The 26,801-nt window shown below is 65.2% G+C and carries 22 protein-coding genes; 18 read left to right on the forward strand and 4 right to left on the reverse strand.

The genetic code is table 11. The annotated features are described in order from the left end of the window. Window positions 1-98 precede the first annotated feature (98 nt). Window positions 99-632 (forward strand): flavin reductase family protein, encoded by a 534-nt coding sequence (locus EJ069_RS19510; RefSeq protein ID WP_126062699.1) that lies wholly within the window; start codon window positions 99-101, stop codon window positions 630-632. Between the two features lie 106 nt (window positions 633-738). Continuing rightward, window positions 739-1,566 carry a universal stress protein gene (locus tag EJ069_RS19515; RefSeq protein WP_126062700.1) on the forward strand — a complete coding sequence of 276 codons (828 nt, stop codon included), beginning with the start codon at window positions 739-741 and terminating at the stop codon, window positions 1,564-1,566. 267 nt (window positions 1,567-1,833) lie between these two features. On the opposite strand, the gene EJ069_RS19520 is transcribed toward EJ069_RS19515, so the two are convergent. Both EJ069_RS19520 and ftsH read right to left on the reverse strand, forming a co-directional pair. Beyond that, window positions 1,834-2,484 (reverse strand): BON domain-containing protein, encoded by a 651-nt coding sequence (locus EJ069_RS19520; protein ID WP_126062701.1) that lies wholly within the window; start codon window positions 2,482-2,484, stop codon window positions 1,834-1,836. Window positions 2,485-2,627: 143 nt separating this feature from the next. After that, window positions 2,628-4,454 (reverse strand): ATP-dependent zinc metalloprotease FtsH, encoded by a 1,827-nt coding sequence (ftsH, locus tag EJ069_RS19525; RefSeq protein ID WP_126062702.1) that lies wholly within the window; start codon window positions 4,452-4,454, stop codon window positions 2,628-2,630. Between the two features lie 406 nt (window positions 4,455-4,860). Here ftsH and EJ069_RS19530 point away from each other — a divergent pair, with 406 nt between their 5' ends. From EJ069_RS19530 to EJ069_RS19540, 3 genes are all read left to right on the forward strand, one after another. Beyond that, on the forward strand, window positions 4,861-5,070 hold the full coding sequence (locus EJ069_RS19530; RefSeq protein WP_126062703.1) for a ChaB family protein: 210 nt from the start codon (window positions 4,861-4,863) through the stop codon (window positions 5,068-5,070). A 427-nt stretch (window positions 5,071-5,497) separates the two neighbouring features. Then, window positions 5,498-6,118, forward strand: a complete 621-nt coding sequence (locus EJ069_RS19535; RefSeq protein WP_126062704.1) for a hypothetical protein — start codon at window positions 5,498-5,500, stop codon at window positions 6,116-6,118. A gap of 157 nt (window positions 6,119-6,275) precedes the next feature. After that, the gene (locus EJ069_RS19540; protein ID WP_245456200.1) at window positions 6,276-6,752 is read left to right on the forward strand and encodes a plastocyanin/azurin family copper-binding protein; all 477 of its coding nucleotides are present in this window, start codon (window positions 6,276-6,278) and stop codon (window positions 6,750-6,752) included. A 90-nt stretch (window positions 6,753-6,842) separates the two neighbouring features. On the opposite strand, the gene EJ069_RS19545 is transcribed toward EJ069_RS19540, so the two are convergent. Then, a complete protein-coding gene (locus tag EJ069_RS19545) occupies window positions 6,843-7,247 on the reverse strand; it encodes a host attachment protein (protein ID WP_126062705.1) in 405 nt (134 codons plus the stop codon). A gap of 320 nt (window positions 7,248-7,567) precedes the next feature. Continuing rightward, window positions 7,568-10,396, reverse strand: coding sequence for a type VI secretion system ATPase TssH (gene tssH / locus EJ069_RS19550; protein ID WP_126062706.1), 2,829 nt, complete (start codon window positions 10,394-10,396; stop codon window positions 7,568-7,570). Window positions 10,397-10,727: 331 nt separating this feature from the next. Between tssH and tssA the strand changes: the two genes are divergently transcribed. Genes tssA through tagF form a run of 13 tightly spaced genes read left to right on the forward strand, consistent with a single transcriptional unit; the run spans window position 10,728 to window position 26,800 of the window. Beyond that, window positions 10,728-11,903 (forward strand): type VI secretion system protein TssA, encoded by a 1,176-nt coding sequence (gene tssA, locus EJ069_RS19555; RefSeq protein ID WP_126064808.1) that lies wholly within the window; start codon window positions 10,728-10,730, stop codon window positions 11,901-11,903. Between the two features lie 5 nt (window positions 11,904-11,908). After that, window positions 11,909-12,445: a type VI secretion system contractile sheath small subunit gene (gene tssB / locus EJ069_RS19560; protein ID WP_040985731.1), complete on the forward strand. Its 537-nt coding sequence runs from the start codon at window positions 11,909-11,911 to the stop codon at window positions 12,443-12,445. Window positions 12,446-12,448: 3 nt separating this feature from the next. After that, the gene (gene tssC / locus EJ069_RS19565) at window positions 12,449-13,954 is read left to right on the forward strand and encodes a type VI secretion system contractile sheath large subunit (protein WP_042638543.1); all 1,506 of its coding nucleotides are present in this window, start codon (window positions 12,449-12,451) and stop codon (window positions 13,952-13,954) included. 46 nt (window positions 13,955-14,000) lie between these two features. Continuing rightward, window positions 14,001-14,477 (forward strand): Hcp family type VI secretion system effector, encoded by a 477-nt coding sequence (locus tag EJ069_RS19570; RefSeq protein ID WP_126062707.1) that lies wholly within the window; start codon window positions 14,001-14,003, stop codon window positions 14,475-14,477. Continuing rightward, a complete protein-coding gene (gene tssE, locus EJ069_RS19575; RefSeq protein ID WP_126062708.1) occupies window positions 14,464-15,216 on the forward strand; it encodes a type VI secretion system baseplate subunit TssE in 753 nt (250 codons plus the stop codon). The genes EJ069_RS19570 and tssE overlap by 14 nt, the downstream gene beginning before the upstream one ends. Before the next feature lies 1 nt (window position 15,217). After that, window positions 15,218-17,092: a type VI secretion system baseplate subunit TssF gene (tssF, locus tag EJ069_RS19580; RefSeq protein WP_126062709.1), complete on the forward strand. Its 1,875-nt coding sequence runs from the start codon at window positions 15,218-15,220 to the stop codon at window positions 17,090-17,092. Then, window positions 17,056-18,123 (forward strand): type VI secretion system baseplate subunit TssG, encoded by a 1,068-nt coding sequence (gene tssG / locus EJ069_RS19585; protein ID WP_126062710.1) that lies wholly within the window; start codon window positions 17,056-17,058, stop codon window positions 18,121-18,123. The genes tssF and tssG overlap by 37 nt, the downstream gene beginning before the upstream one ends. Then, window positions 18,120-19,574 (forward strand): type VI secretion system-associated FHA domain protein TagH, encoded by a 1,455-nt coding sequence (gene tagH, locus EJ069_RS19590; protein ID WP_126062711.1) that lies wholly within the window; start codon window positions 18,120-18,122, stop codon window positions 19,572-19,574. Before tssG ends, tagH begins: the two co-directional genes overlap by 4 nt. 4 nt (window positions 19,575-19,578) lie before the next feature. Next, the gene (tssJ, locus tag EJ069_RS19595) at window positions 19,579-20,031 is read left to right on the forward strand and encodes a type VI secretion system lipoprotein TssJ (RefSeq protein ID WP_040985738.1); all 453 of its coding nucleotides are present in this window, start codon (window positions 19,579-19,581) and stop codon (window positions 20,029-20,031) included. Between the two features lie 36 nt (window positions 20,032-20,067). Then, window positions 20,068-21,402: a type VI secretion system baseplate subunit TssK gene (gene tssK, locus EJ069_RS19600; protein WP_126062712.1), complete on the forward strand. Its 1,335-nt coding sequence runs from the start codon at window positions 20,068-20,070 to the stop codon at window positions 21,400-21,402. A gap of 4 nt (window positions 21,403-21,406) precedes the next feature. Continuing rightward, window positions 21,407-22,735 (forward strand): type IVB secretion system protein IcmH/DotU, encoded by a 1,329-nt coding sequence (icmH, locus tag EJ069_RS19605; RefSeq protein ID WP_126062713.1) that lies wholly within the window; start codon window positions 21,407-21,409, stop codon window positions 22,733-22,735. A 1-nt stretch (window position 22,736) separates the two neighbouring features. Then, window positions 22,737-26,279, forward strand: coding sequence for a type VI secretion system membrane subunit TssM (gene tssM / locus EJ069_RS19610; RefSeq protein WP_126062714.1), 3,543 nt, complete (start codon window positions 22,737-22,739; stop codon window positions 26,277-26,279). Further along, window positions 26,261-26,800: a type VI secretion system-associated protein TagF gene (gene tagF / locus EJ069_RS19615; protein WP_126062715.1), complete on the forward strand. Its 540-nt coding sequence runs from the start codon at window positions 26,261-26,263 to the stop codon at window positions 26,798-26,800. Before tssM ends, tagF begins: the two co-directional genes overlap by 19 nt. Window position 26,801 lies beyond the last annotated feature (1 nt).

The raw sequence follows: 26,801 nt of genomic DNA on the forward strand, positions 1-26,801 counted from the left end.
GCTTTGACCCTGATCAAGGCGAGTGACGCCAATGCCCGCGACAAGTCCGGGACAACAAGCCCACAAGCCCACCCGCAGACGCAAAGCGAGGGACGGATATGAAGGAATTGCCGCTTGCCGATGTCTACCGGCTGATTGAGCCCGGTCCGGTCGTCCTCCTTTCGACGCGGTCCAGGCAAGGCCGCTCGAACATCATGACGATGTCCTGGCACACGATGGTGGAAGTCGCGCCGCCAACGATCGCCTGCGTGGTGTCAAGCAATGACCTCTCCTTCTTCGCCTTGCGTCAAACCAGGGAATGCGTGATCGCGATTCCTGCCGTCGGCCTTGCGGAGAAGGTCGTGAAGGTCGGCAATTGTTCCGGCCGGGATACGGACAAGTTCGCGACCGCATGGTTCACGCCGCTTCCCGCCGAACAGGTGTCGGCGCCGCTGGTGGCCGAGTGTTTCGCCAACCTAGAGTGCCGCGTGGTCGATACGCGCCTGGTCAACAGACACAATCTCTTCCTGCTGGAAGTCGTCAAGGCGTGGATCGATCCGCAACAGCCGAGGCCGAAAACCATCCATCACATCGGACATGGCACCTTCGTAGTCGATGGCGAGGTAATCCATTTCGAATCCCGGATGCCTTGAACGTCGGGGCGCGGCTTAGAAACGACTTTGATCCACATCAAGGCGCGCATGCTCGTCGGACATAGGGTTTGGTTCGTCGAGAAGGATCAAATCGAAAGCGCGTGCGATGAGCTACAAATCAATTCTCCTGAACCTCAACATCGACGGTCCGATCGAACCGATCACGCGGATCGGCGTGAATCTCGCCAAGCGCTTTGACGCCCGTTTGATAGGGTTTTGCGCCGCGGATGCGCCGTTGCCGGTGACAATGGCGCCTGAGGGCGCGGCGATCGCCGCCGATATCTGGGAACAGTCGCGGGATGAGATCCGACGCCGCCTGACCAGCCTGAACGGCGAGTTCGACGGCCTGGTGGCCGGAGCGGTCAAGACGGACTGGCATGGCGATATCGAAAATCCGAATCACGCCGTGGCCCGGAGAGCCCGCATGGCCGACATCGTCGTCACCAGTGCTTCCCAGGGCGCGTCGACGGGCGATTCCTATCGCACGGTCGATCCAGGATCGCTGGTGCTGCGCGCGGGCCGGCCGGTACTGGTCGCGGCTCAGGGCGCGATGGATTTGCCGGCTCGCAGGATCGTGGTGTCCTGGAAGGACACGCGTGAGGCCAGGCGGGCGGTGGCGGACGCTGTACCGCTTATGGCCATGGCCGAGGAAGTCACCATCGTCGCGGTCGATCACAATCCGGACGACTGGACCAGGGACAGCGTCAAGGACGTGGCGAGCTTCCTGGCCGGTCACGGCATCAAGGCGCGCACCGAGATCATCAAGACGGCCGATGATGAAAGCAATCGCCTCGTCGATTTCTTCGCCTCGATGAATGCCGAGTTGATTGTGTCGGGCGCCTATGGGCATAGCCGGTTGAGGGAGTGGGTGTTCGGCGGCGTTACCCGCTCCTTGCTGGACGAGGTGTGGCTCAATCGGCTGATGTCGAACTGACGCCGTTGCCTAAGGACACACCTGCATGATGACGGCCGCGCGATAACAGCATGGTGATAGCGGCGCGGTCACAATAGCCATCCTCTTCAGACTAGAGCGGTTCACCGTTTCACGGAAACGGCGAACCGCTCTATCTTCTTGTTTTTACGCAATTCCGGACGGAAAACCGCTCACACTTTTCCTGGAATTGCTCAAAAAAAGGTGCCAGTGCCGGGCGCACTGACACCTTACGGGCGACGAGATGGCGTTCCCCACCCCGCCCGGCTGTCAACCGATGGTGATCCGGTCCTCGACCGTCTTCACGCCCGCGGCCGACCAGGCCGCGCGCTCGGCCGCCCGGCGTTCCGACCAGGCATGCACCCGGCCTTCGAGCCTGACGGCGCCGTTGCCGAGAACGTTGACCTTGATCTCCTGCGCCTCGAGCTCCGCATTGCGCTTCAGCGCGTTCTCGATACGCTGCTTGATGTCATGGGTCGACGGACGCGGCTTGATCTCGATCTGGTTGGTCACGCCAATGACGCCGGCGAGGTGGCGCACGGCATCTTCCGCCGCGGTCTTCTGATATTGCCATTCGACCTTGCCGGTGAGCTTGATCCAACCGCTCTGCACGCTGATCTGAACGGCGCCGCCTGGAATGGAGGTGTGCCAGGCGATCGTGTTGACGGCGCGCTTGGCGATCTCGTCATCTGCGGTCTTGTGGGTGCCGAAGGGACGCACTTCCATCTCCTGGGCGATGGCTTTCACGCCCTTGACGTTCCTCACGACGTCTTCGACCTTGACCTTCTGAGCATAGGTCGGGACATGGCCGGTCAGCGTCACGATGCCATCGTCCACCGCCACGCCGATATCGGCGGCATCGATGCTGGGCTCGAAGTCCAGCTCATCGATGATGTCCTGCTTCAGGATGCTGTCACTCATTTTCCACCTCACTGTTTTCAGGAGCTACTTCATGCAACGCCGCAAGTATGGCCCGTGCGCGCGCGGTGACGTTGATTGCCATCAAATACCGGGCGGATGCGCAATGGACCTGCCACCCAGCGACTGCCTGTCACGCCCCTCCCCTAGGCGACCTTCCTCGCCGGGGCAGCAACCGAAGCCGCCCGACGCAGCGGCGGGAAATCGTCGGGCGTGATCGTCTCGCGCTCGAGCAGCAGGCTGGCCCCAGCCTTGAGTTCTCCCATCCGGGATCTGAGCAGTTCCTGCGCCGTGGCGAAGGCCTCGTCCAGCATCTGGCGGACGGCAACATCGACCTCCCGCGCGGTGGCCTCCGAATAATCGCGCTGGCGCGGCGTCCCATCTCCCAGCCATTGCTGCTTTTGTTCTTCGAGCACGGCCTGCCCCACGGCGGAACTCATGCCGAAGCGCGTAACGCTCTGGCGCGCGACGTCCGTCGCCTTGGCAAGATCGTCGGCTGCACCGGTCGAGACTTCGCCATAGACGATGTCCTCCGCTGCCCTGCCGGCCAGCAGCGCGACCATACGCTCCTTCAGTTCGCCTTCGGTGATCAGGAAGCGATCGTCGGTCGGACGCTGCATGGTGTAGCCGAGCGCGCCGATCGAGCGCGGGATGATCGACACCTTGTGCACGGGATCAGTCTTGGGAAGCGCGGCCGCCGCAAGCGCATGCCCCATCTCGTGATACGCGACCCTCTCGCGCTCCGCCGGATTGAGCAGCCTGCTCTTGCGTTCGGAACCGGCTACGATGCGCTCCACCGCATTGGTGAAATCATCCATGGTCACCTTGTCGGCATTGCGCCGGGTGGCGAAGATCGCGGCTTCATTGACGAGATTGGCGAGGTCGGCGCCCGTGAATCCGGGTGTAATGGCCGCCACTTCGCCGATGTCCACGCCCGGCGCCACCGCGACGCCGCGGACATGGACCTTGAGAATGGCCTCGCGTCCCTTCCGGTCGGGCCTGTCGATCACCACCTGGCGATCGAAGCGACCGGCGCGGGTAAGCGCCGGATCGAGGATCTCCGGCCGATTGGTGGCGGCCAGAAGCACAATGCCGACGCGAGGATCGAACCCGTCCAGCTCCGACAGGAGCTGGTTGAGCGTTTGCTCCTTCTCATCCGCGCCGCCATAGCCCGCGAAGGGGCTGCGCGCTCGACCGAGCGCGTCCAGCTCGTCGATGAAGATGATGCATGGCGCGGCCTGTCTTGCCTGCTCGAAAAGGTCACGGACGCGTGCGGCGCCCACTCCGACGAACATCTCGACGAACTCGGAGCCGGAGATCGAGAAGAAAGGCACGCCCGCCTCGCCGGCCACCGCGCGCGCCATCAGCGTCTTGCCGGTCCCCGGCGGGCCGACCAGGAGAATGCCCTTGGGGATGCGCGCGCCAAGGCGCCCATATTTGTCCTTGTCCTTCAGGAAGGAGACGATCTCCTGCAGCTCCAGCTTTGCCTCGTCGACGCCGGCGACATCGCCGAAGGTCACGCCCGTCTGCCTCTCCACATAGACCTTGGCCTTGGACTTGCCGATGTTGATCAGGCCGCCCATTCCTTGTCGTTCGGCGAAGCCGCGGAAAAGGAACATCCAGAGCCCGAAGAAAAGCAAAGCGGGCAGGATCCACGAAAGGATGGTGGTAAGCCAGTTGCTGTCGGTGCCGCCCGACACCTTCACGCCGGCCTTCTCGAAGGCTTCGGCCGCGGCCGGATCGACGCGCTCGGCGACGAAAACGCTTTTGCCGTCCTGCGGCTGCTTGAACTGACCCTGGATGGTTGTTTCAGTCAGCGTGACGGAGGCGATCTTGCCCTCGCCGACCAGCCGCATCACGTCACTGTAGGAGAGCTGCGCGACGTCACGCCAGCCGAGCCACAGCTGGAACATGCCCATCAAGACCAGCGCGAGGATGAAATAACCGATGTTAAAACCGTGTTTCTTGTCCATAAACGTCTCCGCGGAAATCTTGCTGTCCTGGACCGGTCACCGGGCATGCCGATATAGGCGAACCGGTTCGCCTCTTGTGAGCGGCAAAAGCGAGGCACCGGAAAGCTGCTCCGATGCGTCCTCCACACACCCGTGGGACCCTCGCAGGGCCGAAACTTCAGTGCAGCCTATCCGCGTAGCGCCCTCCAGACTTTGAGCGAGATCAAGGAGTGCCCGCTCCGCAGTGCCTACAAGCGCGCTATTTCCGGGGCGCCCCAACGGACGGCGATGATGACTGGCCGCCCACGGCCCATCCTTGAGCGAAATCAAGGAACATCGCTTCGCCAAGTCTACTTTGAAACTCCTGGCCTTCATCTGTCGGTGAGGATGGCCAAATCTATTTGGTCCGAATTCTGGAGGTGCAACCGTGCCCTATGCATCGATCGAGGACCTGCCTCCGCCAATCCGTGAATATCTCCCCTTGCATGCAAGAGAGATTTACCGGTCCGCGTTCAACAACGCCTGGGACGAATATGTCGACCGCGGCGAGAAGCGCGAGGAAATCGCCCACCGGGTCGCATGGGCCGCGGTGAAGCATCGCTACCGCAAGCAAGGGAATGCGTGGATGCCGCTATAAGCGACTCTTTTTCGATGCATTGACCGAAATCAAATTTTTCGCATCGAAATCCTTCATATGTGGCGCAATCACCTACTTAAGGTACCGCCGCTCAATGAGAAATGCCGTCGCGAGGCTTGTCGACACCTGCAATGCTGAAAGAAGCAAGGGATCCGACTTTCCAACCATCTGGAGAGATGTGCTGAAGGCGCATCCCTGCGTGCTCGGGCAACCGGTACAGGACAGCGGAGAGGACGGTCCGCTGCTGAGGATCCCCTTGATCACCGGCCAGGTCCTCGTGTTCCTGGGTTCGCATTTTTCTCTCTGGTGAGCTTCCCTGCCGGGTGGTCCTGACGGTTTGGCCGCAACCTGTCCAACTTGACGAGGATCAAGGTCGTTGCGTCCCCGACCTGTCTTGATGCCGTCAGCAATCAGCTGGAGACGCCAAATGGTCGGCATTACCTTGAGCCCCGAGCAGATCCGAACCGCTCCGCCGGCGGTCCGGCAATGGCTGGAACATGAGATCGCGCATTCGCTGGGACTGGGTCCGTCAGCGGAACCAGCTCCGCCCGACGCGCCGCATCTGGTTGCCTGCAGTCCACAGGAAGCAGCGGCGATTTATGCCTCGATCCGCAGCATGCTCCCCGTCGTCGCCGTTTTCTTCGAGCTTGGCCGCGAGGGGACCATGGTCGGCGACCAGGGCCTTGTCGCCTTCCGGCTTGCCGACATGCTTCGCGACACGCGCCTGCCCGATGCGCGGCACCTCGCCACTTGCCTGGACGTGATCGACCGGGCCTTCCGCCTGGCGCGCCGCGACGATCACGCCGTGCTGTCGATCCTCGACCCCTCAGGCTACTGCATCGTCGCCGAAGCGACCCGTCGAAGCGTGCTCGCCGTATGGTCGCAGGAAATGGCGGTGCAGCAATTCCCGGACAGCGCTACGCCTGAGGGCGTCGAGATTTCGCCGGCCGAGCCTTTCTCGACCTCGGGCGCGCTTCCGCCTCAGTCGATCCACCTTGGCCAGGCTCTTGGCGAGCCGGTTGCGCAGCCGGACGGCCGACAAAATTAGGAGGCGGCCGTCGACTGTGATGTTGATCGCCAACCGACCGAGCGTCGGTACCGTCAGCGGGTTGTCAGGCTGGGCTTGCTAGACAGCGCTCGCGACCGATCATCTTTCCAAGCAGCCCGCCTTTGTGGTCGCCGAACGGCGGACAGGAGCACTTTCGATGCAGTTTTTGAGAATTGGACTGGCATTGGCCACGCTGGCCGTTGCGGCGCCGGCGTTCGCGGATTCCACGGTCAACGTGAAATTGTGGGACAAGAACGGCGACATGAACGCCGATGCCAAGATGGGGATGGGCATGCCGGCGAATATGAGCATGGCGATGATGAAGGTTCAGGTCGACAAGAAGGTCGTGCCGGCCGGCAAGGTGACCTTCGATGTGACCAACACCTCCAAGGCCACGGTCCATGAAATGATCGTCGTTCCCGTCACGGATCCAAAAAAGACGACGCTGCCCTATATTTCGAACGAGAACCGTGTCGATGAGGACGCGGCTGGCCATCTGGGCGAGGTCTCGGAACTCGATCCGGGCAAGTCGGGCTCGCTGACGCTCGACCTCAAGCCGGGCTTCTACGCGGTCTTCTGCAACATCCCCGATCATTTCATGAACGGCATGTGGGCCACCATCAAGGTTCAGTAAGACGACACCGAGCACGCCCGGCGACAAACCGCGGCGTGCTCGCCCAGCCAAATGTGGTTGTGCCGATCAGGGCGAACTGAGTCGATCGGGTCAGGCGGTTTCTATGGCGCTTTTGATCGATATCACCGAATGCTTGACGAAGTCCTTGGCGATCTCGCCGACGAGTTTGGCGCTCAGTGACGGCTGATAATGCCTCCGCATCTCGCCAAGCGTGCGCGGATCGGCGATCACCAGTATATGCTCGCAGGCTTTCTCGTGGGCCTTATGATTGAGATAGCTCGCGATCGACGCGGCAAAGTCGTCTTCGCCCAGCCGGGACTCGTCCGGATTGGCGGTTGAACTGCGATGCCGCCCGCCGGATCCGGCGTGGGCCACTTCAAGGACCGAATCCTCGACTTCGATCAGGTCGAGATGAGGTTCGTGCCCCTTGTTGTGAAACAGTCGAAGGTTCTCGCCATCCGTAACCGCGACGAGGGTGCCGTTATTCAGGATCATGTGTTTCTCCGAGGGTCGGATCAGCCGAGCACTCCGGCCGTCCGATCATTTCACTGCCATTGCCAGACAGGTAAGCCCCGATCCCCTCGCGTCGCTTTGACCTTGATCAAAGCCGGGCACGGCCATGCAACGACCGGCTAAGTCGGGCAGAAGGCGGAATGCAGCGCCTCGATGACAGTCAGCACCTCCGGCCGGCGCGAGGCGGATCGAATCCATCGAAGCCCCCGCGGCGTAGATCGCGCCGGAGGGATCAAAGCCGACGAACGTCAGATCATGCCGGACGGCGGCGCTGTCGAACCTTGGCCCGCCGCGGCAGGGTCCTATTCGAAGGAGTAGGTAAATCCTTCCGGCGACGCACCCACGATGACTTTCGCCATCTTCTTGCCCTCGAGCGAGCGGTTGAGCACGCCGCGGCTGAGTTCCGGCAGCAGCGTATTGGTGAGGATGGCGTCGATCATGCGCCCTCCGGACTCGATCTCGGTGCAGCGCGCCTTGACCAGGTCCATCACGCCGTCGCCGATCACCAGCTCGGCGTCGTTGGTAGCCTTGAGCCGGCGCGCGATCTTGCCGAACTGGTGACGGGCGATCGCCTCGATCATCGCATCCGACAGCGGATAATAGGGAATGGTGACGACGCGGCCGAGGAAGGCGGCCGGGAACACTTTCAGCAGCGGCGCGCGCAGGCCCTGGTCGAGATCGTCGATGCCGGTCCGCACCGTGCCGTTCTTCGTCCGATCCATGATGACGTCTGAGCCGACATTGGATGTGAGCAGGATCAGCGTGTTCTTGAAATCGATGCGACGGCCCTCGCTGTCGTCCATCATGCCCTTGTCGAAGACCTGGAAGAATATCTCATGCACGTCGGGATGCGCCTTCTCGACCTCGTCGAGCAGAATCACCGAATAAGGTTTCCTGCGCACCGCCTCGGTCAGGATGCCGCCCTTGCCGTAGCCGACATAGCCGGGCGGCGCGCCCTTGAGCGTCGAGACCGTGTGGGCTTCCTGGAACTCGGACATGTTAATCGAGATCAGGTTCTGCTCGCCACCGTAGAGCGTCTCGGCCAGCGCCAGCGCGGTCTCGGTCTTGCCGACTCCGGAAGGGCCGCAGAGCAGGAACACGCCGACCGGTTTTTCCGGCGCGCCGAGGCCGGCGCGGCTGGTCTGCACGCGTTTGGCGATCATCTCCATGGCATGATCCTGGCCGACCACGCGTTCGGACAGGGTGGCGGCGAGCTTCAACGCCTTCTCGGTCTGGCTGGAGAGCATGCGTCCGGTCGGGATGCCGGTCCAATCCTGCACCACGGCGGCGACCGCGTTGCGGTCGACCGACGGCAGGATTAGCGGCGTCTCGCCCTGCGCGGCCGCAAGCTCGGCCATCAGCTCGCGCAGCCGCGCCAGGTCGGCGGCGGCTTCATCCGCCGGCTCGGCGGAAACTGTTTCGGCCTTTGCGTCCTTTGCCCCTTTGGCCTTCGAGGTCTTGGCCTTCTTGGCCCCGGCAGCCGCGCCGTCGCCAGTCTTGCTCTCGGCAGCCTTTGGTTCGGGCGCCTTTGCCGCGCCGTCCCCACTCTCGGTCCCGGCATTCTCCTCCGCCGCCGCCTCATCAAGCGGCACGCCCTCGCCGCGCAATTTGGCGCGCAGGTCGAGGATCTCGGCCACCAAAGCCTTTTCCCGATCCCACCGCGCCTGGGCGGCGGCTAAAGCGGTCTCGGTTTCCGCCAGCCCGGCATCGACGCGGACCTGCCGGTCGGCCACGTCGATGCCGATCGCCGCCTCGCGGCCGATGATGCCCTGCTCCACCTCCAGCGCCTGACGGCGGCGCAGTATGTCCTCGACCTCGGCGGGCGTCGCATGCTGCGAGACGGCGACGCGGGCGCAGGCGGTGTCGAGCAGGCTGACCGCCTTGTCCGGCAGCTGGCGCGCCGGGATATAGCGGTGCGAAAGCGAGACCGCCGCCTCGATCGCCTCGTCCAGGATCTGCACCTTGTGGTGCTGCTCCAGCACGCTGGCGACGCCGCGCAGCATCAGCACGGCCACGGCTTCCGACGGCTCGTCGATCTTGACCACCTGGAAGCGGCGGGTGAGCGCCGGATCCTTCTCGATGTGCTGCTTGTACTCGGCCCAGGTCGTGGCGGCGATGGTGCGCAATTCGCCGCGCGCCAGCGCCGGCTTCAGGAGATTTGCTGCATCGCCGGTGCCGGCGGCGCCGCCGGCACCGATCAGCGTATGCGCCTCGTCTATGAACAGGATGATTGGCACTTCCGAGGCCTGGACCTCATCGATGACTGCCTTCAGCCGCTTCTCGAACTCGCCCTTGACGCTGGCGCCGGCCTGCATCAACCCAACATCGAGCATGCGCACGGAGACATTTTGCAATGTCGGCGGCACGTCACCCTGGGCGATGCGCAGCGCAAATCCCTCGACCACCGCCGTCTTGCCGACGCCGGCCTCGCCGGTCAGGATCGGATTGTTTTGCCGGCGTCGCATCAGGATATCGACGATCTGCCTGATTTCGGGATCGCGGCCAACGACCGGATCGATCTTGCCGTCACGGGCGCGCTGGGTGAGGTCGGTGGCGTATTTGGCCAGCGCGGAATCCCCGCCCGGGCCGCGCTTGACCGGCGTCTCCGCGGCGGCCGCGGCGGGAGGTGAGCCGGCTTCGAGCGAGCCTTCCGTGACATCGGCGAAGCGGGAAATGACCCCATCGGCCTCGATCTTGTCGAATTCGGCGCTGATCTTCGACACTAGGCCATCCAGCGCCGGCGTCTTGAGACAAGCGAGCAGGATATGGGCGCTGCGCACCTCCTCCACCCCGAACTCCAGTGTCGCCAGGTTCCAGCCTTCCTGGATGGCGTGGAAGATGTGGTCGGAGAATTCCTCCACCGAAGTGGCGCCATAGGGCAGCTTGTCGATGGCGCGGGTCATGTCGGCCGTCAGCCGGCTGACATCCAGGCCGGCGTCGGCGACGATCATCTGCACATCCGAGCGCTCCGACAGCACCAGCTGCTGGATGAAATGGGCGAGCTCGACATAGGGATTGCCGCGCAGCTTGGCCGTGTCGGCCGCGGCCTTGAAGGCGCGCACCCCCGTGGCGTTGAGCTTGGCGACCAGTTCCTTACGCTTGAAGCTCTGCGATGACCGGCGCTGTTCCATCGAACCTGCTCCCGCAACCTGCCGACCCATACCCTGCCATATAAGCGGCTGCTTGACAAAGCCGTGCGGCGGATAGGGCCTTTGAATCTATCCGGGCGGCACCGCCCGGTTACACAAGCCTTGCAAACTCGTGGCAACAAACATGGATTGGCGCCCGGACTATGCGAGCCATTTCACATACCGGGTCCGACAATCGCGCAATGGGTTTCGCCGAGAAAGCGGCTGCGTTTAGCTTCCGTTAGTTTTTGCGCAGGTGCTCAATTGTCGTCGCGTGAGGCCAGTGATAACGTTACGTCACACGGGGTCTCAGGGCCGCTGGCTGGGGGTTGGTGTGATTGATCTCGCACTCTGGCTGAATCCTCTGAACGGTGCGAATCCGTCGGGAGAGGACTTGCGCAACGACCCGGCCTTTCATGAGCTGGAGCGCCTGACCGAACCTCAGGTCAAAGTCGTTCACGACGGCAACAGCAAGCCCACCTCGCAATCCAGTCCGGTCGACTGGACCGCCGTGCTGGAAAAAGCCGAGGAATTGCGCCCGCGCGGCCGGGATCTGCGCCTGCTGGTCATCGTTGCGCAGGCTTTGGCCAACGAGGAAGGGCTGGCCGGCCTTGCCCAGGGCCTGACGCTCATTGCCAAGACCTTCGAACAGTACTGGGACACGATGCACCCTGCGCTGAGGACGGGCGCGCCGCGCGAGGCCGCCTTGCGCCGCATCAATGCGCTGCTCGACCTGCAAAATGGCCAGGAAGGCCTGCTGGCGAACCTCAGGCAGGCGGTGTTCTTCTCGCCGCGCGCGATCGGGCCGATCAGCGGCCGGGACCTGGAGCAGGCGGCGCTCGACGAACGCGTCATGCTCCAAGAGGCTGCATCCGGCCTCGGGACCGCCGAAAAGGCGGCACTGACGAGCGCCCACAACCAGCTGTTGAACCGCGTGCGCACCGGATGCGCGGCGCAGGTCGATCAAGCGGCGGACGCGATGACGTCGCTGCTGGCCGACGCGCGTGCCGCGATCGCCGCTCTCGACGCAGTTGATGTCGCGCTCAACGCCCGCATCGAAGGCAATGGCGCCACCGTCCCGGAATTGAAGAAGTTCCTTCAGCGTTTGCTGACGACGCTGGAGCGGAATTCCAGCGCCGGCACCCAAGTGGCCAATGGTGCCGCGAAAGCCTCCCCGCAGCCGGCGCAGCCGGCATCGACGCCCGCCCGAAACGGTCATGGAGCCGAGCCGATGGCAAGTGTGGCAAGCCCAGTCGAAGCGAGCGCCGGCCTGCCGGACCGGATCAACTCGCGCGACGAAGTCGTCAAATGCCTGGACCTCGTCGTCGCCTTCTACGACCGCACCGAGCCGTCCAGCCCCATCCCGCATCTCGCCCGGCGGGTGCGCCGGATGGTGCACATGGATTTCGTGGAACTGATGGAAGATCTCGCCCCGTCGGGGCTGAAGGAATTCCGGCTGCTTGCCGGTGTCCCGGATCCCAAGAAGCCGGCCCAGAAGGATGAAAGGTAACAAGCATGCCAGCAGAGAGCAAAGCGAAGGTCATCGAAAGAAACCGCGCGCCGCGCGTGCAGATCGCCTACGACGTCGAAACCTACGGCAGCCCGACGACGATCGAACTGCCGTTCGTGATGGCCGTGATGGCCGACCTTGCCGGCGCTTCACAGACCAAGGAAGCGTCGAAATCGGTCCTCGACCGCAACTTCGTCGAAACCGACGCCAACCGCTTCCCGAAATTCATGGAAGCGATGGGGCCGCGCGTGAAGGCGCGGGTGAAGAACACGCTGCCCCAGGCCGAGGGCCAGGAGCGGGACGAAGAGCTCGCCATCGACCTCACCTTCTCCAAGATGGGCGACTTCGCGCCGGACAAGATCGCCGAGCAGGTCCCGCAGCTGGCCGAGATCCTGAAGATGCGCCGTCAGCTCGAGGAGCTGTTGGGCTTCATGGACGGCCGCGTCGACGCCGAAAAGCGCATCGCGCAGCTTCTGAACAACGAGCCGCTGCTGAGCAAGATCGCCAGCCAGGCGATGGATGACGGCAAGGGCGAGGAGTAAGTCATGGCCGAACAGCAAAAGACCGCAGCCGCCACCGCCGAGGCGGAAGCCATCGATCTCGGCGAATTCAGCGGACTCCTTGAAAAGGATTTCAAGGTCAAGAAGGACGACAGCGAGAAGCTGCAGCAGCTGGTGCGCAACCTGGCACTGGCGGCGCAATCGCGCTCCGAGACGACGACCATCTCTTCCAATGCAATCAAGTCGATCAAGTCACTGATCGCCGGTATCGACAAGATGCTGACGACGCAGGTCAATGAGATCCTGCATGCGCCGGAAGTGCGCGAGATGGAAGGCACCTGGCGCGGCCTCTGGTACCTGATCAACAACACCGAGACGGATACCAAGCTGAAGATCCGGGTGATGAACATCTCCAAGGAGCAGCTGGCCGACACGCTGGAAGACTATGAAGGCCAGATGTGGGACCAGAGCCCCATCTTCAAGAAGGTCTACACGGACGAGTATTCGATGCTGGGCGGCGAGCCGATCGGCTGCATCATCGGCGCCTACGAGTTCTCGAACCATCCGCGCGACGTCGGTCTGCTGCGCAACATTTCGGGCGTCTGCGCCTCGGCGCACACGCCGTTCATCGCCGCCGCCTCGCCGCGGCTGTTTCGCATGGACAGCTGGCAGGAACTGCCGAACCCGCAGGACCTGCAGATGATCGTGAACAACCCGGCCTACGCCTCCTGGCAGTCGCTGCGCGAAAGCGAGGACGCCCGCTATATCGGGCTCACCATGCCGCGCGTGCTGGCGCGCCTGCCCTACGGCTCGGAGACCGTTCCGGTGAAGGGCTTCACCTTCGAGGAAGAGGTGGGCGGCGACCACAACAAATATGTCTGGATGAATGCCGCCTTCCCGATGGGCGTCAACATCAACCGCAGCCACAAGCTCTATGGCTGGGGCACGCAGATCCGCGGCGTCGAAAACGGCGGCACGGTGCTCAATCTGCCGGTGCACGCCTTTCCCACCGACGACGGCTCGATCGCGATGAAATGCCCGACGGAGGTCGCCATCGACGACCGGCGCGAAGCGGAGCTGGCCAAGCTCGGCCTGATGCCGATCCTGCACCGCAAGAACACCGATCTTGCGGCCTTCATCGGCGCGCATTCGCTGCAGGACGACGAGACGCGCGCCGGACGCCTGGTCGATCCGGACGCGCAGGCGAACGAGCGGCTTTCCGCCAACCTGCCCTATTTGTTCCCGGTCTCGCGCTTCGCGCACTATCTGAAGGCGATCGCGCGCGACAAGATCGGTTCGTTCAAGGAACGCACCGATATGGAGATCTGGTTGACCGAATGGATCAACCGGTACGTGCTGGCCAACCCTGCCTTCGCCGACGACAAGGCGCGCGCCAAGCGCCCGCTTGCCGCGGCCGAGGTGCAGGTCGACAGCGTCGAAGGCCGGCCCGGTTACTACAATGCCCGTTTCTATCTGCGTCCGCACTATCAGTTGGAAGGCATCAACGCCTCGCTCCGGCTGGTGTCGGAACTGCCGTCGGTGAAGGGCTGAACTCGTTAAGCAAAGTCATCTTGTTTCGTAGCGGTGGAGAAAGACAATGCCAGACAGAACCGATGCGCCCTCGACGAAAATCGACGGCTTCCTGAAAGTGCCGGACATCAAGGGCCCGAGCAAGCGCGACGGCCATGAAGACGAGATCGAGATCCACGGCGTCGATTACAAGATGATCGCGCCCTACGATCCGAACTCGCTGTCGCGACGCGGCCGCGTGTCGATGGGAATGATCAAATTCTTCAAGCACTACGACAAGTCGTCGCCCTACCTGAAGAAGGCGCTGTTCGAGAACAAGGCGCTGGACGAGGTGGTGTTCTCGGCACGCCGCACCATCGACGGCGAGACCAGCGACTATCTGGTTGTGACGCTCACCGACGCCTCGATCATGGAATACGATATGCGGCAGGCGCAGGACGAGCCAGACCTGATCGAGGAAGAGGTCAGCTTCGCCTACAAGAAGATCAAGTTCGTCTACGACAAGGACGACGAGATCGAAATGGACGTCTATGTCGGCAAGTGAGGCCAAGCGGCCCGGCGCGAAGGCGCAGCTCGCCGGCAGCTCCCGGGCAAAGCGCGAGGCGGTTCAGCCCTCACTCTGGGACCGCCTCGTCAACGATTTGCCCGGGCTGACGTCGGAGATCGATGGGCTGCGTCGCCTGCTGGAAGAAGAACTCGGCGCCGAGCGCGTCGAGGCTCTTGTTGCCGGCAGCCCGCGGGCCATCGATGCCGATCCCGAGCTTACGGCCGAGCAGAAACGGCGACTGCATAGGCTGATCTTCCAAACCGAGCATCGCGCCGAAATCGAAAGCCGCGGCGTGGTAGTGTCGGCGCGCGTGCTGCGCGAAGCCGTGCGGCGCGACATAGAGGCGCTATTCAACACCGAGCGTTTCGAATCCGTGCCGATGCTGTCCGACGCCGAGCACGAACAGCCCTTGGACGAACTGCCGCCGCTCGCCGATTTTCCGGAAGTGCGCCGCAGCGTCGTCAATTACGGCGTGCCGTCCTTCTCCGGCCGCTCCTCGCGGGATTTCGACCGCGATACCCTCGCGCGCGAAATCCGCGCGGTGCTGGCCACCTTCGAGCCGCGTCTCAAGGAAAGCGCGACAACCGTCAATGTCACGCTCGGCGACAAGAGCGTCGGCCTCAAGATCGAAATCGACGCCGTGCTGATCATGACGCCGACGCCGGAACGCATGCGGCTGCGCACCACGATCAATCTCGACAACGGCCTGGCGCGAACCGAATTCCGGGAGACCTGAGATGGACCGGGTCTTCGTGGAGTATTACGAAGAGGAACTGACCCACATCCGGGCGCTGGCCGCGGAATTCGCCGACATGCATCCGGCGGTCGCGCGCAACCTTTCCCTCGATACCGTCCCCTGCCCCGATCCCTATGTCGAAAGGCTGCTCGACGGCGTTGCCTTCCTGGCGGCGCGCACGCGGCTCAAGGTCGACGCGGAGCGCTCACGCTTCTCGCGCGCCGTGCTAGACGTGCTCTATCCGGATTTGGTGACGCCGGCGCCGGCGACGGCGATGGCCGTGCTGAAGCCTGGACAGCAAGTGCAGTCGATGATCGCCGGCCACGCCGTCGCGCGCGGCACGCGGCTGGTCTCCGCCCTGCATCCGGGGCTCTCGACGCGCTCCACCTTCACCACCGCGCAGGAGGTCACGCTGTGGCCGATCGCGATCGCCTCGGTCGGCTACTTCCAGGACCGCAGCGCCCTTGCCGCCGCCGGCATCGCGCCGGTTGGCGGCGTGCGCGGCGAGGCGGCGTTCCGCATCACGCTGGCTCGGACCGGAAAGGGCAAGCTCAGCGAGTTGTCGCTCGACCGCCTCGACCTCTATTTCGCCGGGCGAGCCAAGGCGCCGCTCATCTTCGACGCGATCTTCGGCGCCTGCTCGGCCGTCGGCGCGCGGGCGGAAGGCAAGACCAATCCCCTCACCGCCCTGCCCGAGCCCGAAATGATCGGCATCCACGACGATGAAGCGCTGATGCCGCGCACCCGCCCGACTTTCGAGGGATACCGGCTGCTGCGCGAATATTTCATGATCCCGGAGCGCTTCCATTATGTGCGGGTCGCCGGCCTGCAGCCGGTGGTGCGCAAGTGTGACGGGGCGATCGAGATCATCTTCCTGTTCCGGCGTCCGGTGCCGGAGCTCGCCGATGTGACGGCCGCCGATTTCGAGCTGTTCGCGACGCCGATCATCAATCTCTTCGAACGCGAGTGCAACGTCATCGAGATCGATCCGCGCCGGACGCGCCAGGTGCTGCATGCCGACCGCACCCGGGCGCGCGACTTCGAGATCTTCCGCGTCACCCGGGTTGAGGACGCCGACGCCGAAGGCAGCGAAGCGGTCATTCCAGAACTGTTCAGCCTTGGGCAGAACCGCGGCAGCGGCTGGGTCTATTCGACCGAGCGGCGTCCGCGCCGGGCGACGGAGGACGAGCGGCGCGACGGCCTGACCCGAACCTCCTATACCGGCGACGATGTCTTTATCGCGGTCTCGCGCCCGGCGGGGAGCCCGGCCAACCGGCCGCTCAAGCGGCTCGACGTGATGGCGCTCTGCACCAATCGCGACCTGGCGATCCTGGACGACACGCCGACGCTGACGCTGGAGACCGCCGATCCGGTGGAAGCGGTGCGGCTGCTCGGCGCGCTGCGGCCGCCGCAGCCGGCGATCCCGGCAGCTCTGCCGGCCGGCGCCGAAGGCGAATCCCGCGCCGACAATCTCGCCTGGCGGCTGGTGGCGCAGCTTTCGCTCAACTTCCTCAGCCTCGCCAAGGAGGGCCGCGGCGTCGACCCGCTGCACGCCTTGCTCGACCTCTACGCCGATCGCGGCGATCCGAGCCTTGCCCGCAACGTGCATTCGATCACCCGCATCGACTCGCGCCCGGTGATCGAGCGGCTCCAGATCGACGGGCCGATGTGTTTCGGCCGCGGCACCGAAGTGACGCTGCATGTCGACCAGTCGGTGCTGGCGGGTCAGAGCACATTGCTGCTTTCGGCCCTGCTGGCGCGGCTGTTCGCCCGCCATGCCGGGATAAATGGTTTCGTGCGAACCCGCACGCGGTTGCTGCAGAAGCAGGAGGATGTGCCATGGCCGATGACGCCCGGCAATCGCTACCTGATCTAGCGCAACCGGCCTCAACGGAGGCGGAGCCGCTGTCGGAGGGGTACGACTTCTTCGAGCTGCTGCGCCGGCTGGAGCAGCGGCGGGGTCTGTTCGGCCATTCGGGAACCGCGGAGCGCGAGCCGGCACGGCTCGGCCAGCATGTGCGTCTGAGCTTCTCGGCCAGGGACGTGGTCAAATTCCAGAATGCGGGCGAAAAGGCTCCGGCGCGCGTGACCCTCGCCAATCTCGGCCTGCTCGGACCGGAAGGGCCGATGCCGCTGCATCTGACGCGCTGGGTGCTCGACCGGCTGTCGCAACGCTGGTTCACCGGCGCCGACGCCGAGCAGACCAGCGACACGACCTTCGTCGACTTCGTCAACATCCTGCAACACCGCATGATCGCGCTCTACTACCGCGCCTGGGCGGACGCGCATCCGGCGGTGCAGGTCGAACGTTCGGTCGGCGGGCGTGTGCGCGCCATGCTGGAAGCCATAGCCGGCATCGGCCTTCCCGGCACGCAGGACCCTGAGATCGACACGGTGCGGCTGCGCCAGGCCGGATCGCTGGCGAACCAGGTCGACGGCGCCGAGCGGCTGACGCTGTTCCTCGCCACCGCCTTCAAGGTGCCGGTCGAGATCAAGGAATTCGTCGCCGCCTGGATCACCATTCCGAAGGCGCTGCAGAGCCAAGTCGGCAAAGCCTATGCGGCGCTGGGGCGCGGGGCCACGATCGGCCCGCGCGTCTTCAGCCGGCAGAGCCGCATCGAATTGCGCGTCGGCCCGCTCAGCCTCGATGATTTCAAGTCGTTCCTGCCTGGAGAACGGAGGCTTGCCCTGTTCAAGAAGGCGGTGCGCGACATGATCGGCGAAGCCCTTGATGTCGACCTCAGGATCGTACTGGCGCGCGACGCCGTGCCGGCGCCCAAGATGGGAACCATCCAGCTCGGCCGCACTTCCTGGCTCTCACGCCCAGCCGAGAAGGGCGACGCCGACGATCTCAGGCTGCGCACCATCGTCGGCTGGCGGCCGGACATGGCGGAGGCAGCCGCATGAGCCTGCTTCTGACCCTGGAACAAGGCCCGCGCTCGCAACTGGTCAGGCAGACCCGGCTGGACGAGGGCGAGCTGGTGATCGGCCGCAGCGCCGATGCCGGCTGGCAGATCGACGACCCGGACATGTTCGTCTCGCGCGCGCATTGCAAGATCAGCGGCGGCCGCGACGGCTATTTCGTCACCGACACATCGAGCAGCGGATTGTTCATCAACGACTCCGACAGCCCGCTCGGCACCGGCAGGTCGACCCGCCTGCAAAGCGGCATGCGGCTGCGCATGGGCGACTATGTGCTCCATGTCGAGGTGCAGCCCAGCGCCGGCCACACCTCGATCGGCCAGGCGCCAATCGCCAACGCCGCGCCAGCATGGCCGCCGCCACAGGCGCGGACGCCTGCCAGCATCGGCGGCGACGATTTCTTCTCGGCCAAGGCCGAGGAGGAGCCGCAGCGGCCGCGCCCGGCCGGGCTGCCCGATCCGTTCGAGCAGCCTGTGCCTGGAGCCTACGATCGCGCTTCGAACCAGCGCAGCTCGCCGGCCTTCGACGACCCGTTCAGCCTCGATCCGGTGGCGACGCCCGCCTCGAACGACGAGCCCGCCGCCGGCCGAGCGGACCCGTTCGGCTTTGGCGACATGCCAGCGCGCAACGACATGCCCGAGCCCGCGCCCAAAGCCGCCGGCTTCGACGATTTCAGCTTCGGGCCAGCCGCGACGCCCGCTTCCGGCACTAGCGCCGATGCAACCGGTCGCGATGGGCGAGCCGCCGAGAAGCCGAAGGCCGCCCGCCCATGGGAAATACCGGCGAATGCACCCGAGCCGCCTGCCCCGCCACCTCGCGCTGCTCCCGCGCCGCGGCCATCGCGTGCAGCGCAGCCCGCGCCGAGCGACATGGCGCTGCGCGCGGCATTCCTGCGCGGCATGGGCGTCGAGGAGGCCGACTTTCCCGGGCGCGATTCGCTCGCCGAGATGGAGAAATTCGGCCGCGAATACAGGCTGATGCTCGACGGCCTGATGCAGCTCCTGCGCAAGCGCGCCGAAGAGAAGGGGAGCGCGCGCGTCGCACAGACGGTGGTCGGTTCTTCGGAAGTCAACCCGCTCAAATTCCTGCCGACGGTCGAGGACGTCATCGTCACCATCATCGCCGAGCGCAGCCCCGGCTTTCTCTCCGGCGAGGCGGCGATCAGCGATGCTGTCAAGGATCTCGCGCAGCATCACGTGCGCGCCTGGCGCGGCGTTCAGGCCGCGCTTCGGCGCATGATCGACCGTTTCGATCCGGCCGCGATCGAGGAAGAGCTCAAGTCCAATTCCGCGATCGGCAATCTGCTCGCCGGCGGGCGCAACGCCAAGCTGTGGGAGCTCTACCAGAAACGCCATCGCGACATCGCCCAGAGCGCGGAATCGAGCTTCCTGGGCGAGATCGGCGCGGACTTCAGGGATGCTTACGAAGAGGAGTAGGGACATGATCGACAGACGCGAATTCATCGTTGCTCTCGGCGCGACGGGGCTGCTTGCGGCTTGCCAGAGCGGCCCGCCGAAACCATCGGTGATCTCGGTCAACGTGACCGGCGGCGCCGGCATGAATCCGGGACCGGGCGGCGGCGATCGGCCGGTGACGGTTCTGGTCATGCGGCTTGCCAGCACCGGCAAGTTCAACTCGGCCGATTACTTCGCGCTGCAGGGCGACGCGGGCTCGGCGCTAGGCGCCGACCTCATCGGCTCGGACGCGATCTCGGTGGCGCCCGGCAAGACGGCGGCCAAGACGATCACGGTCGAGCCGAACGCGACGGCGCTCGGCTTCGTCGCGCTGATCCGGGAACCCGGCGGACGCAACTGGCGCACGACCAAGTCGGTATCGCCGGGGTCGAAATTCACCATCAATGTCAGCCTCGGCAAAGGCGGCATATCCGCCTAGCGAAGCGTCAACAGGGCAAGTGCAGAGAGTGGCAGCATGAGCGACGCAAACAGGGTGCTGTGGTCCGAGGGACTCTTCTTGAGGACCCAGCATTTCCAGCAGCAGGACCGGTTCTTCGAGGGGATGGTGCGCGGCGCCTTGCAGGCGGGCCAGCTCCATACGTTCGGCTTCCAGCAGCTGACGCTCGACCAGTCGCTGCTCGATGCCGGCCAGGTGTCGATCGTGTCCGCCCGAGGCATCTTCCCGGACGGCACGCCCTTCTCCATCCCGGAGCTGATGGATGCGCCGAAGCCGCTGCCGGTCACGGCCGACACCGGCGCCGGGCCGGTGCTGGTGGCGCTGCCGCTCGAGCCGCCCGGCGGCGTCGGCTTCGATCCGGCGCATGCCCAATCGACCGGTGCGCGCTACCACGGCAAGATCGTCCCGGTGCGTGACGCCGTGCAAGGCGGCGCCGATCCGGAGGAAATCGAGATCGCCCGGCCGCAAGCGGTGCTGCTGGCGCCCGGCAAATCGGTCGGCGGCTACACCGCCTTGCCGATCGCCGATATCACAGGCGTGCGCGCCGATGGCGGCGTCTCGCTCGACCAGTCCTTCCTGCCGCCGACGCTGATCACCGGCGCCGTGCACTGGTACCGGCAATTGCTGCAGGAGGTCGTCACCGGCCTCGACCAGATCGCCGAGGCGCATGGCAAGATGGTGATGGGCGGAGCCGGCCGCAGCGTCGAGGATCTCTTGATGCTGCACCTCGCCAATGCCGCGCGGCCGCGGCTGGCGCATATGCTGGCGCAGGACGTCTTCCATCCGGCCGAGCTCTATCTCGAGCTTGCCGGCCTCGCCGGCGAGATGGCCACCTACGGGTCCAGCTCGCGGCGGCTCGGCGAGTTGCCGGCCTACGACCACATGGCGCCCGGGCCCGCCTATATGGCGCTGGCCGACGCCTTGCGTTCGCTGATCCTCAGCCTGCGCTACATCGAGCCGAAATCGCGCGCGCTGCCGGTCATGCGGCACGCGACCAATGTCTGGAAGGTGCGCATCGACAACCCGAAGCTGCTGGTCGCCAGCCGCATCGTCATCCGCGTCGGCTCCGAACTGTCGGAAGACGCGCTGCGCAAGATCTTCGTCAACCAGGCGACGGTCGGCTCGGCCGACCAGTTCGAGGGCCTGTGGAAATCGCGGCTGCCCGGCATTCCGCTGAAGCCGCTGCATTCGCAGCCGCGCGAGATCCCTTATGACGGCGACCGGCTGTGCCTGGAGCTCGACCAGAAGAGCGAGCATTGGGCCTCGCTGCTCGACGCTCCCGGCTTCGTCATCGGCGTTTCCGGCGTGCTGCCGAGCGAGCCGCAGGTCGACTGCTATTCGGTGAACAGGTGAGGCCATGAGCCGGGATGATCCCTTCGGACTGTCGGAGGATCGCGAGCGCACACGCATCCGGCTGACCGGTGCGGCGCCCCGGCCGATGGCGCCGCTGGTGCCGGGCGGGCCGGTCAAGCGGGCGCGCGCCCATCCCAACACGCTGATCAACATCTTCGCGCCGCTGCTTGAATTCGCGCCGGAGCTCGAAAGCGCGCTGGCGCCGGAGAACCCGGAAGTGATGCGCACACGCCTGCTCGACGAGCTGGTGCGGGCGCGCGACGCCACTGTTGCCGCGGGCTCCTCGCTGGAGCGCGCCGACCAGGCGGCCTGGGCGGTGGCGGCGCTGCTCGACGATCTCGCGCTCAACACGCCATGGGGCGGCGCCAGCGCATGGCCGCGCCAGCCGCTTGTGGTCATGCTGCGCGGCGACGTCGATGCCGGCACCCAGTTCTTCACCCGGCTCGACGAGCTGGAGCGGCATCCTAACCGCGACCGCGAAATGCTGGAGCTGCAATATTACTGCCTGGCGCTCGGCTTCCGCGGCAAATACCGGGTGCCCGGCCGCGCCGGCGACCGTTCGCTCAATGCGGTGCGCGTTGCTGCGGCACGCTTCCTGCGCAATGCGGATGCCGAGGACGCGCCGCTGTCGCCGAATTGGAAGGGCGTGATCGCGTCCGACGAGCCGCAGCGCTTCATCGTGCCGATCTGGGTGATGGCGCTTGCCGCGATTTTCGTCGCCGCTGCCGCCTATGTCGGCCTGTCGATGGGCTTGAGCAGCCAGGCGGTCGAGCTTTCCGCGCTGGTGCGCACGCTGCCGCCGGCCTCGCGCGGGGACGTCACCCGCGCCGCGCCCAAGCAGGATGCCCCTGAACCCGAAGCGCCGCAGCCGGTCGATTTCGCGCTGCTGCCCGAGTTCAAGGGCGCGGCGCCGGACGAGCTGAAGGGCGCGCTCAGCGGCACCGAGAGCGTCTCGCTGGCGAAGCTCATTATCCAATCCTCCAATCCCGAGCTGTTCCAGTCGTCGCGGCCGACGCTGACCGAGGGCTACGAGCCGCTGATCCAGTCCATCGCCAAGGTGATCCTCGACAACAAGGAGCTGATCGGAAAGATCACGGTCGTGGGCCATACCGACAATGTGCGCCTGCAAAAGTCGAACCCGCTGGCCAGCAACCAGCGCCTGTCGGAAGCGCGCGCCGAGACCATAGCCAAGCTTCTGGTGCAGGCCGGCGTGCCGCCGGAGAGCATCTCATCCGAAGGCCGCGCCGAAGCCGATCCGGTGGCCGACAACTCGACGCGCGAGGGCCGCGCGCTCAACCGGCGCGTCGAGGTCCTGGTCGAGAAGAGGCTCTGAGATGTTCATCCTGCGCTTCCTCTGGGCTGTCATCACATCGCGTTTCCTGTGGACGCTGATCGGCATCGCGCTGCTGTCGCTGCTGATCTGGGTGTTCGGGCCGATCGTGCAGGTCGGCCCCTACGCGCCGTTCGAGTCCGACAATGTGCGCATCGCCATCATCGCCGGGCTGATCATCCTGTGGCTGATCTGGCTGATCATCGCGCAGCGCCGCGCGATCCGCGCCAACCGCATGTTCGTCGCCGAGATCGCGGCGCCTGTTCAGGAAAAGCAGCTCACGCCCGGCGAAGAGAGCGTCGCGGCCGTTGGCGCCAAGTTTGGCGAGGTGATGGCCGAGCTCAAGCGGCGCAAGCTCGGCGGCCGGAAATTCCTGCGCGAGATGCCCTGGTATGTGATCGTCGGTCCGCCGGCCACCGGCAAGACCACGGCCTTGCGCCAGTCGGGACTCAATTTCCCGATCGACCTCACCGACGATCTGCAGGGCGTCGGCGGCACGCGCAATTGCGACTGGTTCTTCTCCGAAAACGCGGTGCTGATCGACACGGCAGGCCGCTACGTCCAGCAGGAGAGTCAGCCGGATGTCGACGCGGCGGAATGGCTGGGCTTCCTCGACCTGTTGAAGAAGCACCGGGGCCGCCGTGCGCTCAACGGCGTCATCGTCGCGCTGTCGATCGACGTGCTGTCGGAGGGCGACGAGGCGATCAAGGCGCATGGCCGAAAAATCCGCCGCCGGCTGGCGGAGCTTAACGATCGGCTGGAGATCCGCCTGCCCGTCTATCTGATGCTGACCAAGGCCGACCTGATCAAAGGCTTTGAAGCCTTCTTCGGCGGCTTGTCGACGACGGCGCGCGAGCAGGTGTGGGGAACGACTTTTCCGCTCGACGCCCGCGTCAACGCCGGCACCATCCAGACGGAGCTTGCCAGGCTCGCCTCCGAGCTGGAGCGGCGGCTGGTGCCGCGGCTGGAGGACGAGGACAAGCTTGGCCAGCGCGCCGAGATCTTCCGTTTCCCGGCGCAACTCGCCAGCCTGTCGGAGCCGATCCAGGTGCTGGTCGAGGCGATGTTCGGCGAGAGCCGTTACGAGGAAGCCGCCTGGCTGCGCGGCCTCTATCTGACCTCGGCGACACAGGAAGGCGCGCCGATCGACCGGCTGACCGCGGCGCTGTCCTCATCCTTCGGACTGCCGCCGCGCCGCGCCATGCCGGCGGCGCGTGTCGAGAAGCGCAGCTTCTTCCTGCGCAATCTGCTCACCGAAGTTATCTTCAAGGAAGCCGGCCTCGGCACGTTCGATCCGCTGGCGCAGCGCCGCCGCGCCTGGATCTGGCGCGGAGCTGCGGCCGCCTGCGCTCTTGCCGCCCTGCTCGCGGGCGGACTGTTCACCTGGTCCTATCTCGATAACCGCAACGCGATCACCGAGCAGGCGGGCCAGTTCGAGGCTTTGCAGCAGCCGTTGACCGACGTCGCCGCCATGCCGGCCGCGGTCGAGCAGCCGACCATGGACGGCGCGCTGGCGGCGATGGACGCGGTGGCGGCGGCCAGGACCGCGCCGCCGGATGCCGTTCACAACCTGCTCGGCCCGACCGCTTCGGCCGAGCTGGTGCGGGCGCAGACCGACACTTACGACCATGCCCTGCGCAATGTGCTGGAGCCGCATATGGTCGCGTTGCTCGAAGCCACGATGTGGCGACAGATCCGCGATCCGGATTTCATGCTCGGCGCACTGAAGACCTACCGGATGATGACCGGCCTGTCGCAGATGGACACCGATTTCGTGCAGAACTGGTGGGTGAACAGCCTGCCGCAATTCGCGCCCGCGCCGCCCTTCCCGACGGCGGATGCCGAAGAGCACCAGCTTGCCGCGATCCGCCGCATGACGGTCGACGACAGCTATATCGCGCCGGACAAGGAACTGGTCGCCGAAGCGCTGAAGACGGTGTGCACGATCTCGCTGCCGGAGCGCGCCTATAAGCAGTTGCTGGCCGACCCGGAAGTCGCGGCGATCAAGGAATGGGTGCCGGCCAATTTCGCCGGACCGAACGGCGCCAAGGTGTTCGCGCGCCGCTCCGACAAGACGCTGCGTGTCGGCGTTCCAGGCCCCTATACCTATGCCGGCTTCCATGACGCCATTCTCGACCGGGTCGAGGATGTCGCCGGCCAGGCGGCGCTCGACCGCGCCGTGTTTGCCGGCGGCTGCTCTGAGAATTCGGAGACGTCGGTGTCGGCGCTCTCCGAGGACATCCTCAAGCTTTATTACGACGACTATATCGCGCAGTGGGATTCCTTCCTGCGCGACATGCGGCTGGCGCCGCTGACCGATCTCAACATCGCCAGCGAGAACCTCAAGGACCTGTCCAGCGCCGACTCCGCGCTGAAGCGCCTGCTGACCGCGGTGGTGCAGGAGACCGACCTCACCCGCTCCGATGATGCGGCCGCCGACGACAAGAGCGGCGGGGCCGCCAAGACCGGCTCGAAGCTTTTGAGCAAGCTCGGCAAACTGGGCAAGGTGGTGAAGACGGGAGCGAAACTGCTGCCGCGCGCCGGCTCGGCCGACCAGGTCGACATGACCGGCAGCCTGGTCGCCGAGCATTTCAAACCGCTCAAGGGCACGATCGCGCAGGTCGACGGCCAGCCGCCGGCGCTCGATGCCGCCGTCGTGGCGCTGACGGCGCTGTCCAATGTGCTGCAGACGGTCACCGCCAACCCCGACCCGCAGGACGCCATCAAGAAGCAGGGCGGGCTGGCCGAACTGACGGGCGCGGTCGCGAGGCAGGCGCAGATCCTGCCCTCGCCGATCAACGACTGGCTGGGCGGCATCGCCGGCGACACCAGCGGCCTGTCGCAGAAGGCCGTCACCAACGAGCTCAACGCCATCTGGCGCGCCGACATCCTGCCCTTCTGCCAGGCAGCGCTGAACAACCGCTATCCGTTCAGCCCGGAGAGCGCGGTCGACGTCAATGTGCGCGACTTCCAGCGCCTGTTCGGGCCGACCGGGCTGATCGACGCCTTCACCAACGACCATCTGATCAACTATGTCGACACCGCCAGCGAGCCGTGGAAATGGCGCGCCGATTTCGGCCTCGATCCGGCGGCGCTGGCAGCCTTCGAGCAGGCGCGTCACATCCGCGACGATCTCTTCCCCGGCGGCACGGGACCGGTGATGAATTTCACGCTGGAGCCGAAGGACCTGTCGCCCAACGTGGCGCGGGTGACGCTCAACCTCGATGGCCAGAACCTCGTCTATTACAACAACGCGACCAGGCCGCAGCCGATGACATGGCCAGGCAAGGACGGCACGGGCGTGATCTCGCTTGCCTTCCAGCCGGTCGACGGCTCGCCCGAAGTGATGCTCAACGAAACCGGCAGTTGGGCGTGGCTCAGAATGCTGCGCGGCGGCCGCTTCAACGCGACCAAGCTCACCGACGTCTACAGCCTGCGGCTCGGCACCAAGGGGATGTGGGCCGATTTCGAGCTCAAGGCGGCCAGCGTCGAGAACCCGTACACGTTAGAGATGTTCAAGAAGTTCACATGTCCGCCACAGATCTGAACACTGGCTTCTTCGGCAAGATACCAGCGACGGGAGATTTCGTCTCCGCAAACCTGCCGCGGACGTTCATCGACCGCTGGGACCGGTGGATGTCGATGGAACTGCGCGCGCGGCCGGATGAAGGTGAACTTGATCCCCGCGTGTGGTGCTTCACAGTACCCGCCGGCATCTTTTGCGATCAACCTTGCGCCGGCGCTTGGCGAATGAGCCAAGACCGCGTCGGACGTCGTTATCCTTTCGCTATTGTGCGGCTGGGCCCACCGCCCGACCCGAGCGATCCTTGGTTTGGGGAGGTCACCGAGTTGACGCGGGTTGCTGTTGACAGAAGCCTTTCGACGACAGAGCTGAGCCGCCGTCTCGCCGAGGTCGAAACGCCTGCTTCGAGCCAGCCCGATTCGGCAATCGCATTCTGGAGTGATGACTGGGAGGTTAAGGAATTCGGCTTCGCCGATATCCATGATCTGGCGCAAAACGGCCTGCCTGCCATGCGGGCTGCGCCAATGGAAGTCAGGGAGGCATAGC

This window comes from Mesorhizobium sp. M2A.F.Ca.ET.043.05.1.1, from assembly GCF_003952445.1.
Classification (GTDB): Bacteria; Pseudomonadota; Alphaproteobacteria; order Rhizobiales; family Rhizobiaceae; genus Mesorhizobium.

What these genes read in the sequence shown, in the direction of transcription:
- tssC (WP_042638543.1), top strand. Translation starts at nt 12,449, where the DNA reads ATGGCCGAACAGCAAAAGACCGCAGCCGCCACCGCCGAGGCGGAAGCC.
- EJ069_RS19570 (WP_126062707.1), top strand. Translation starts at nt 14,001, where the DNA reads ATGCCAGACAGAACCGATGCGCCCTCGACGAAAATCGACGGCTTCCTG.
- tssJ (WP_040985738.1), top strand. Translation starts at nt 19,579, where the DNA reads ATGATCGACAGACGCGAATTCATCGTTGCTCTCGGCGCGACGGGGCTG.
- tssB (WP_040985731.1), top strand. Translation starts at nt 11,909, where the DNA reads ATGCCAGCAGAGAGCAAAGCGAAGGTCATCGAAAGAAACCGCGCGCCG.
- tssK (WP_126062712.1), top strand. Translation starts at nt 20,068, where the DNA reads ATGAGCGACGCAAACAGGGTGCTGTGGTCCGAGGGACTCTTCTTGAGG.
- tssG (WP_126062710.1), top strand. Translation starts at nt 17,056, where the DNA reads ATGGCCGATGACGCCCGGCAATCGCTACCTGATCTAGCGCAACCGGCC.
- tagF (WP_126062715.1), top strand. Translation starts at nt 26,261, where the DNA reads ATGTCCGCCACAGATCTGAACACTGGCTTCTTCGGCAAGATACCAGCG.
- EJ069_RS19510 (WP_126062699.1), top strand. Translation starts at nt 99, where the DNA reads ATGAAGGAATTGCCGCTTGCCGATGTCTACCGGCTGATTGAGCCCGGT.
- tssF (WP_126062709.1), top strand. Translation starts at nt 15,218, where the DNA reads ATGGACCGGGTCTTCGTGGAGTATTACGAAGAGGAACTGACCCACATC.
- tssH (WP_126062706.1), bottom strand. Translation starts at nt 10,396, where the DNA reads ATGGAACAGCGCCGGTCATCGCAGAGCTTCAAGCGTAAGGAACTGGTC.
- EJ069_RS19515 (WP_126062700.1), top strand. Translation starts at nt 739, where the DNA reads ATGAGCTACAAATCAATTCTCCTGAACCTCAACATCGACGGTCCGATC.
- EJ069_RS19520 (WP_126062701.1), bottom strand. Translation starts at nt 2,484, where the DNA reads ATGAGTGACAGCATCCTGAAGCAGGACATCATCGATGAGCTGGACTTC.
- EJ069_RS19545 (WP_126062705.1), bottom strand. Translation starts at nt 7,247, where the DNA reads ATGATCCTGAATAACGGCACCCTCGTCGCGGTTACGGATGGCGAGAAC.
- ftsH (WP_126062702.1), bottom strand. Translation starts at nt 4,454, where the DNA reads ATGGACAAGAAACACGGTTTTAACATCGGTTATTTCATCCTCGCGCTG.
- EJ069_RS19540 (WP_245456200.1), top strand. Translation starts at nt 6,276, where the DNA reads ATGCAGTTTTTGAGAATTGGACTGGCATTGGCCACGCTGGCCGTTGCG.
- tagH (WP_126062711.1), top strand. Translation starts at nt 18,120, where the DNA reads ATGAGCCTGCTTCTGACCCTGGAACAAGGCCCGCGCTCGCAACTGGTC.
- tssE (WP_126062708.1), top strand. Translation starts at nt 14,464, where the DNA reads ATGTCGGCAAGTGAGGCCAAGCGGCCCGGCGCGAAGGCGCAGCTCGCC.
- tssM (WP_126062714.1), top strand. Translation starts at nt 22,737, where the DNA reads ATGTTCATCCTGCGCTTCCTCTGGGCTGTCATCACATCGCGTTTCCTG.
- EJ069_RS19535 (WP_126062704.1), top strand. Translation starts at nt 5,498, where the DNA reads ATGGTCGGCATTACCTTGAGCCCCGAGCAGATCCGAACCGCTCCGCCG.
- icmH (WP_126062713.1), top strand. Translation starts at nt 21,407, where the DNA reads ATGAGCCGGGATGATCCCTTCGGACTGTCGGAGGATCGCGAGCGCACA.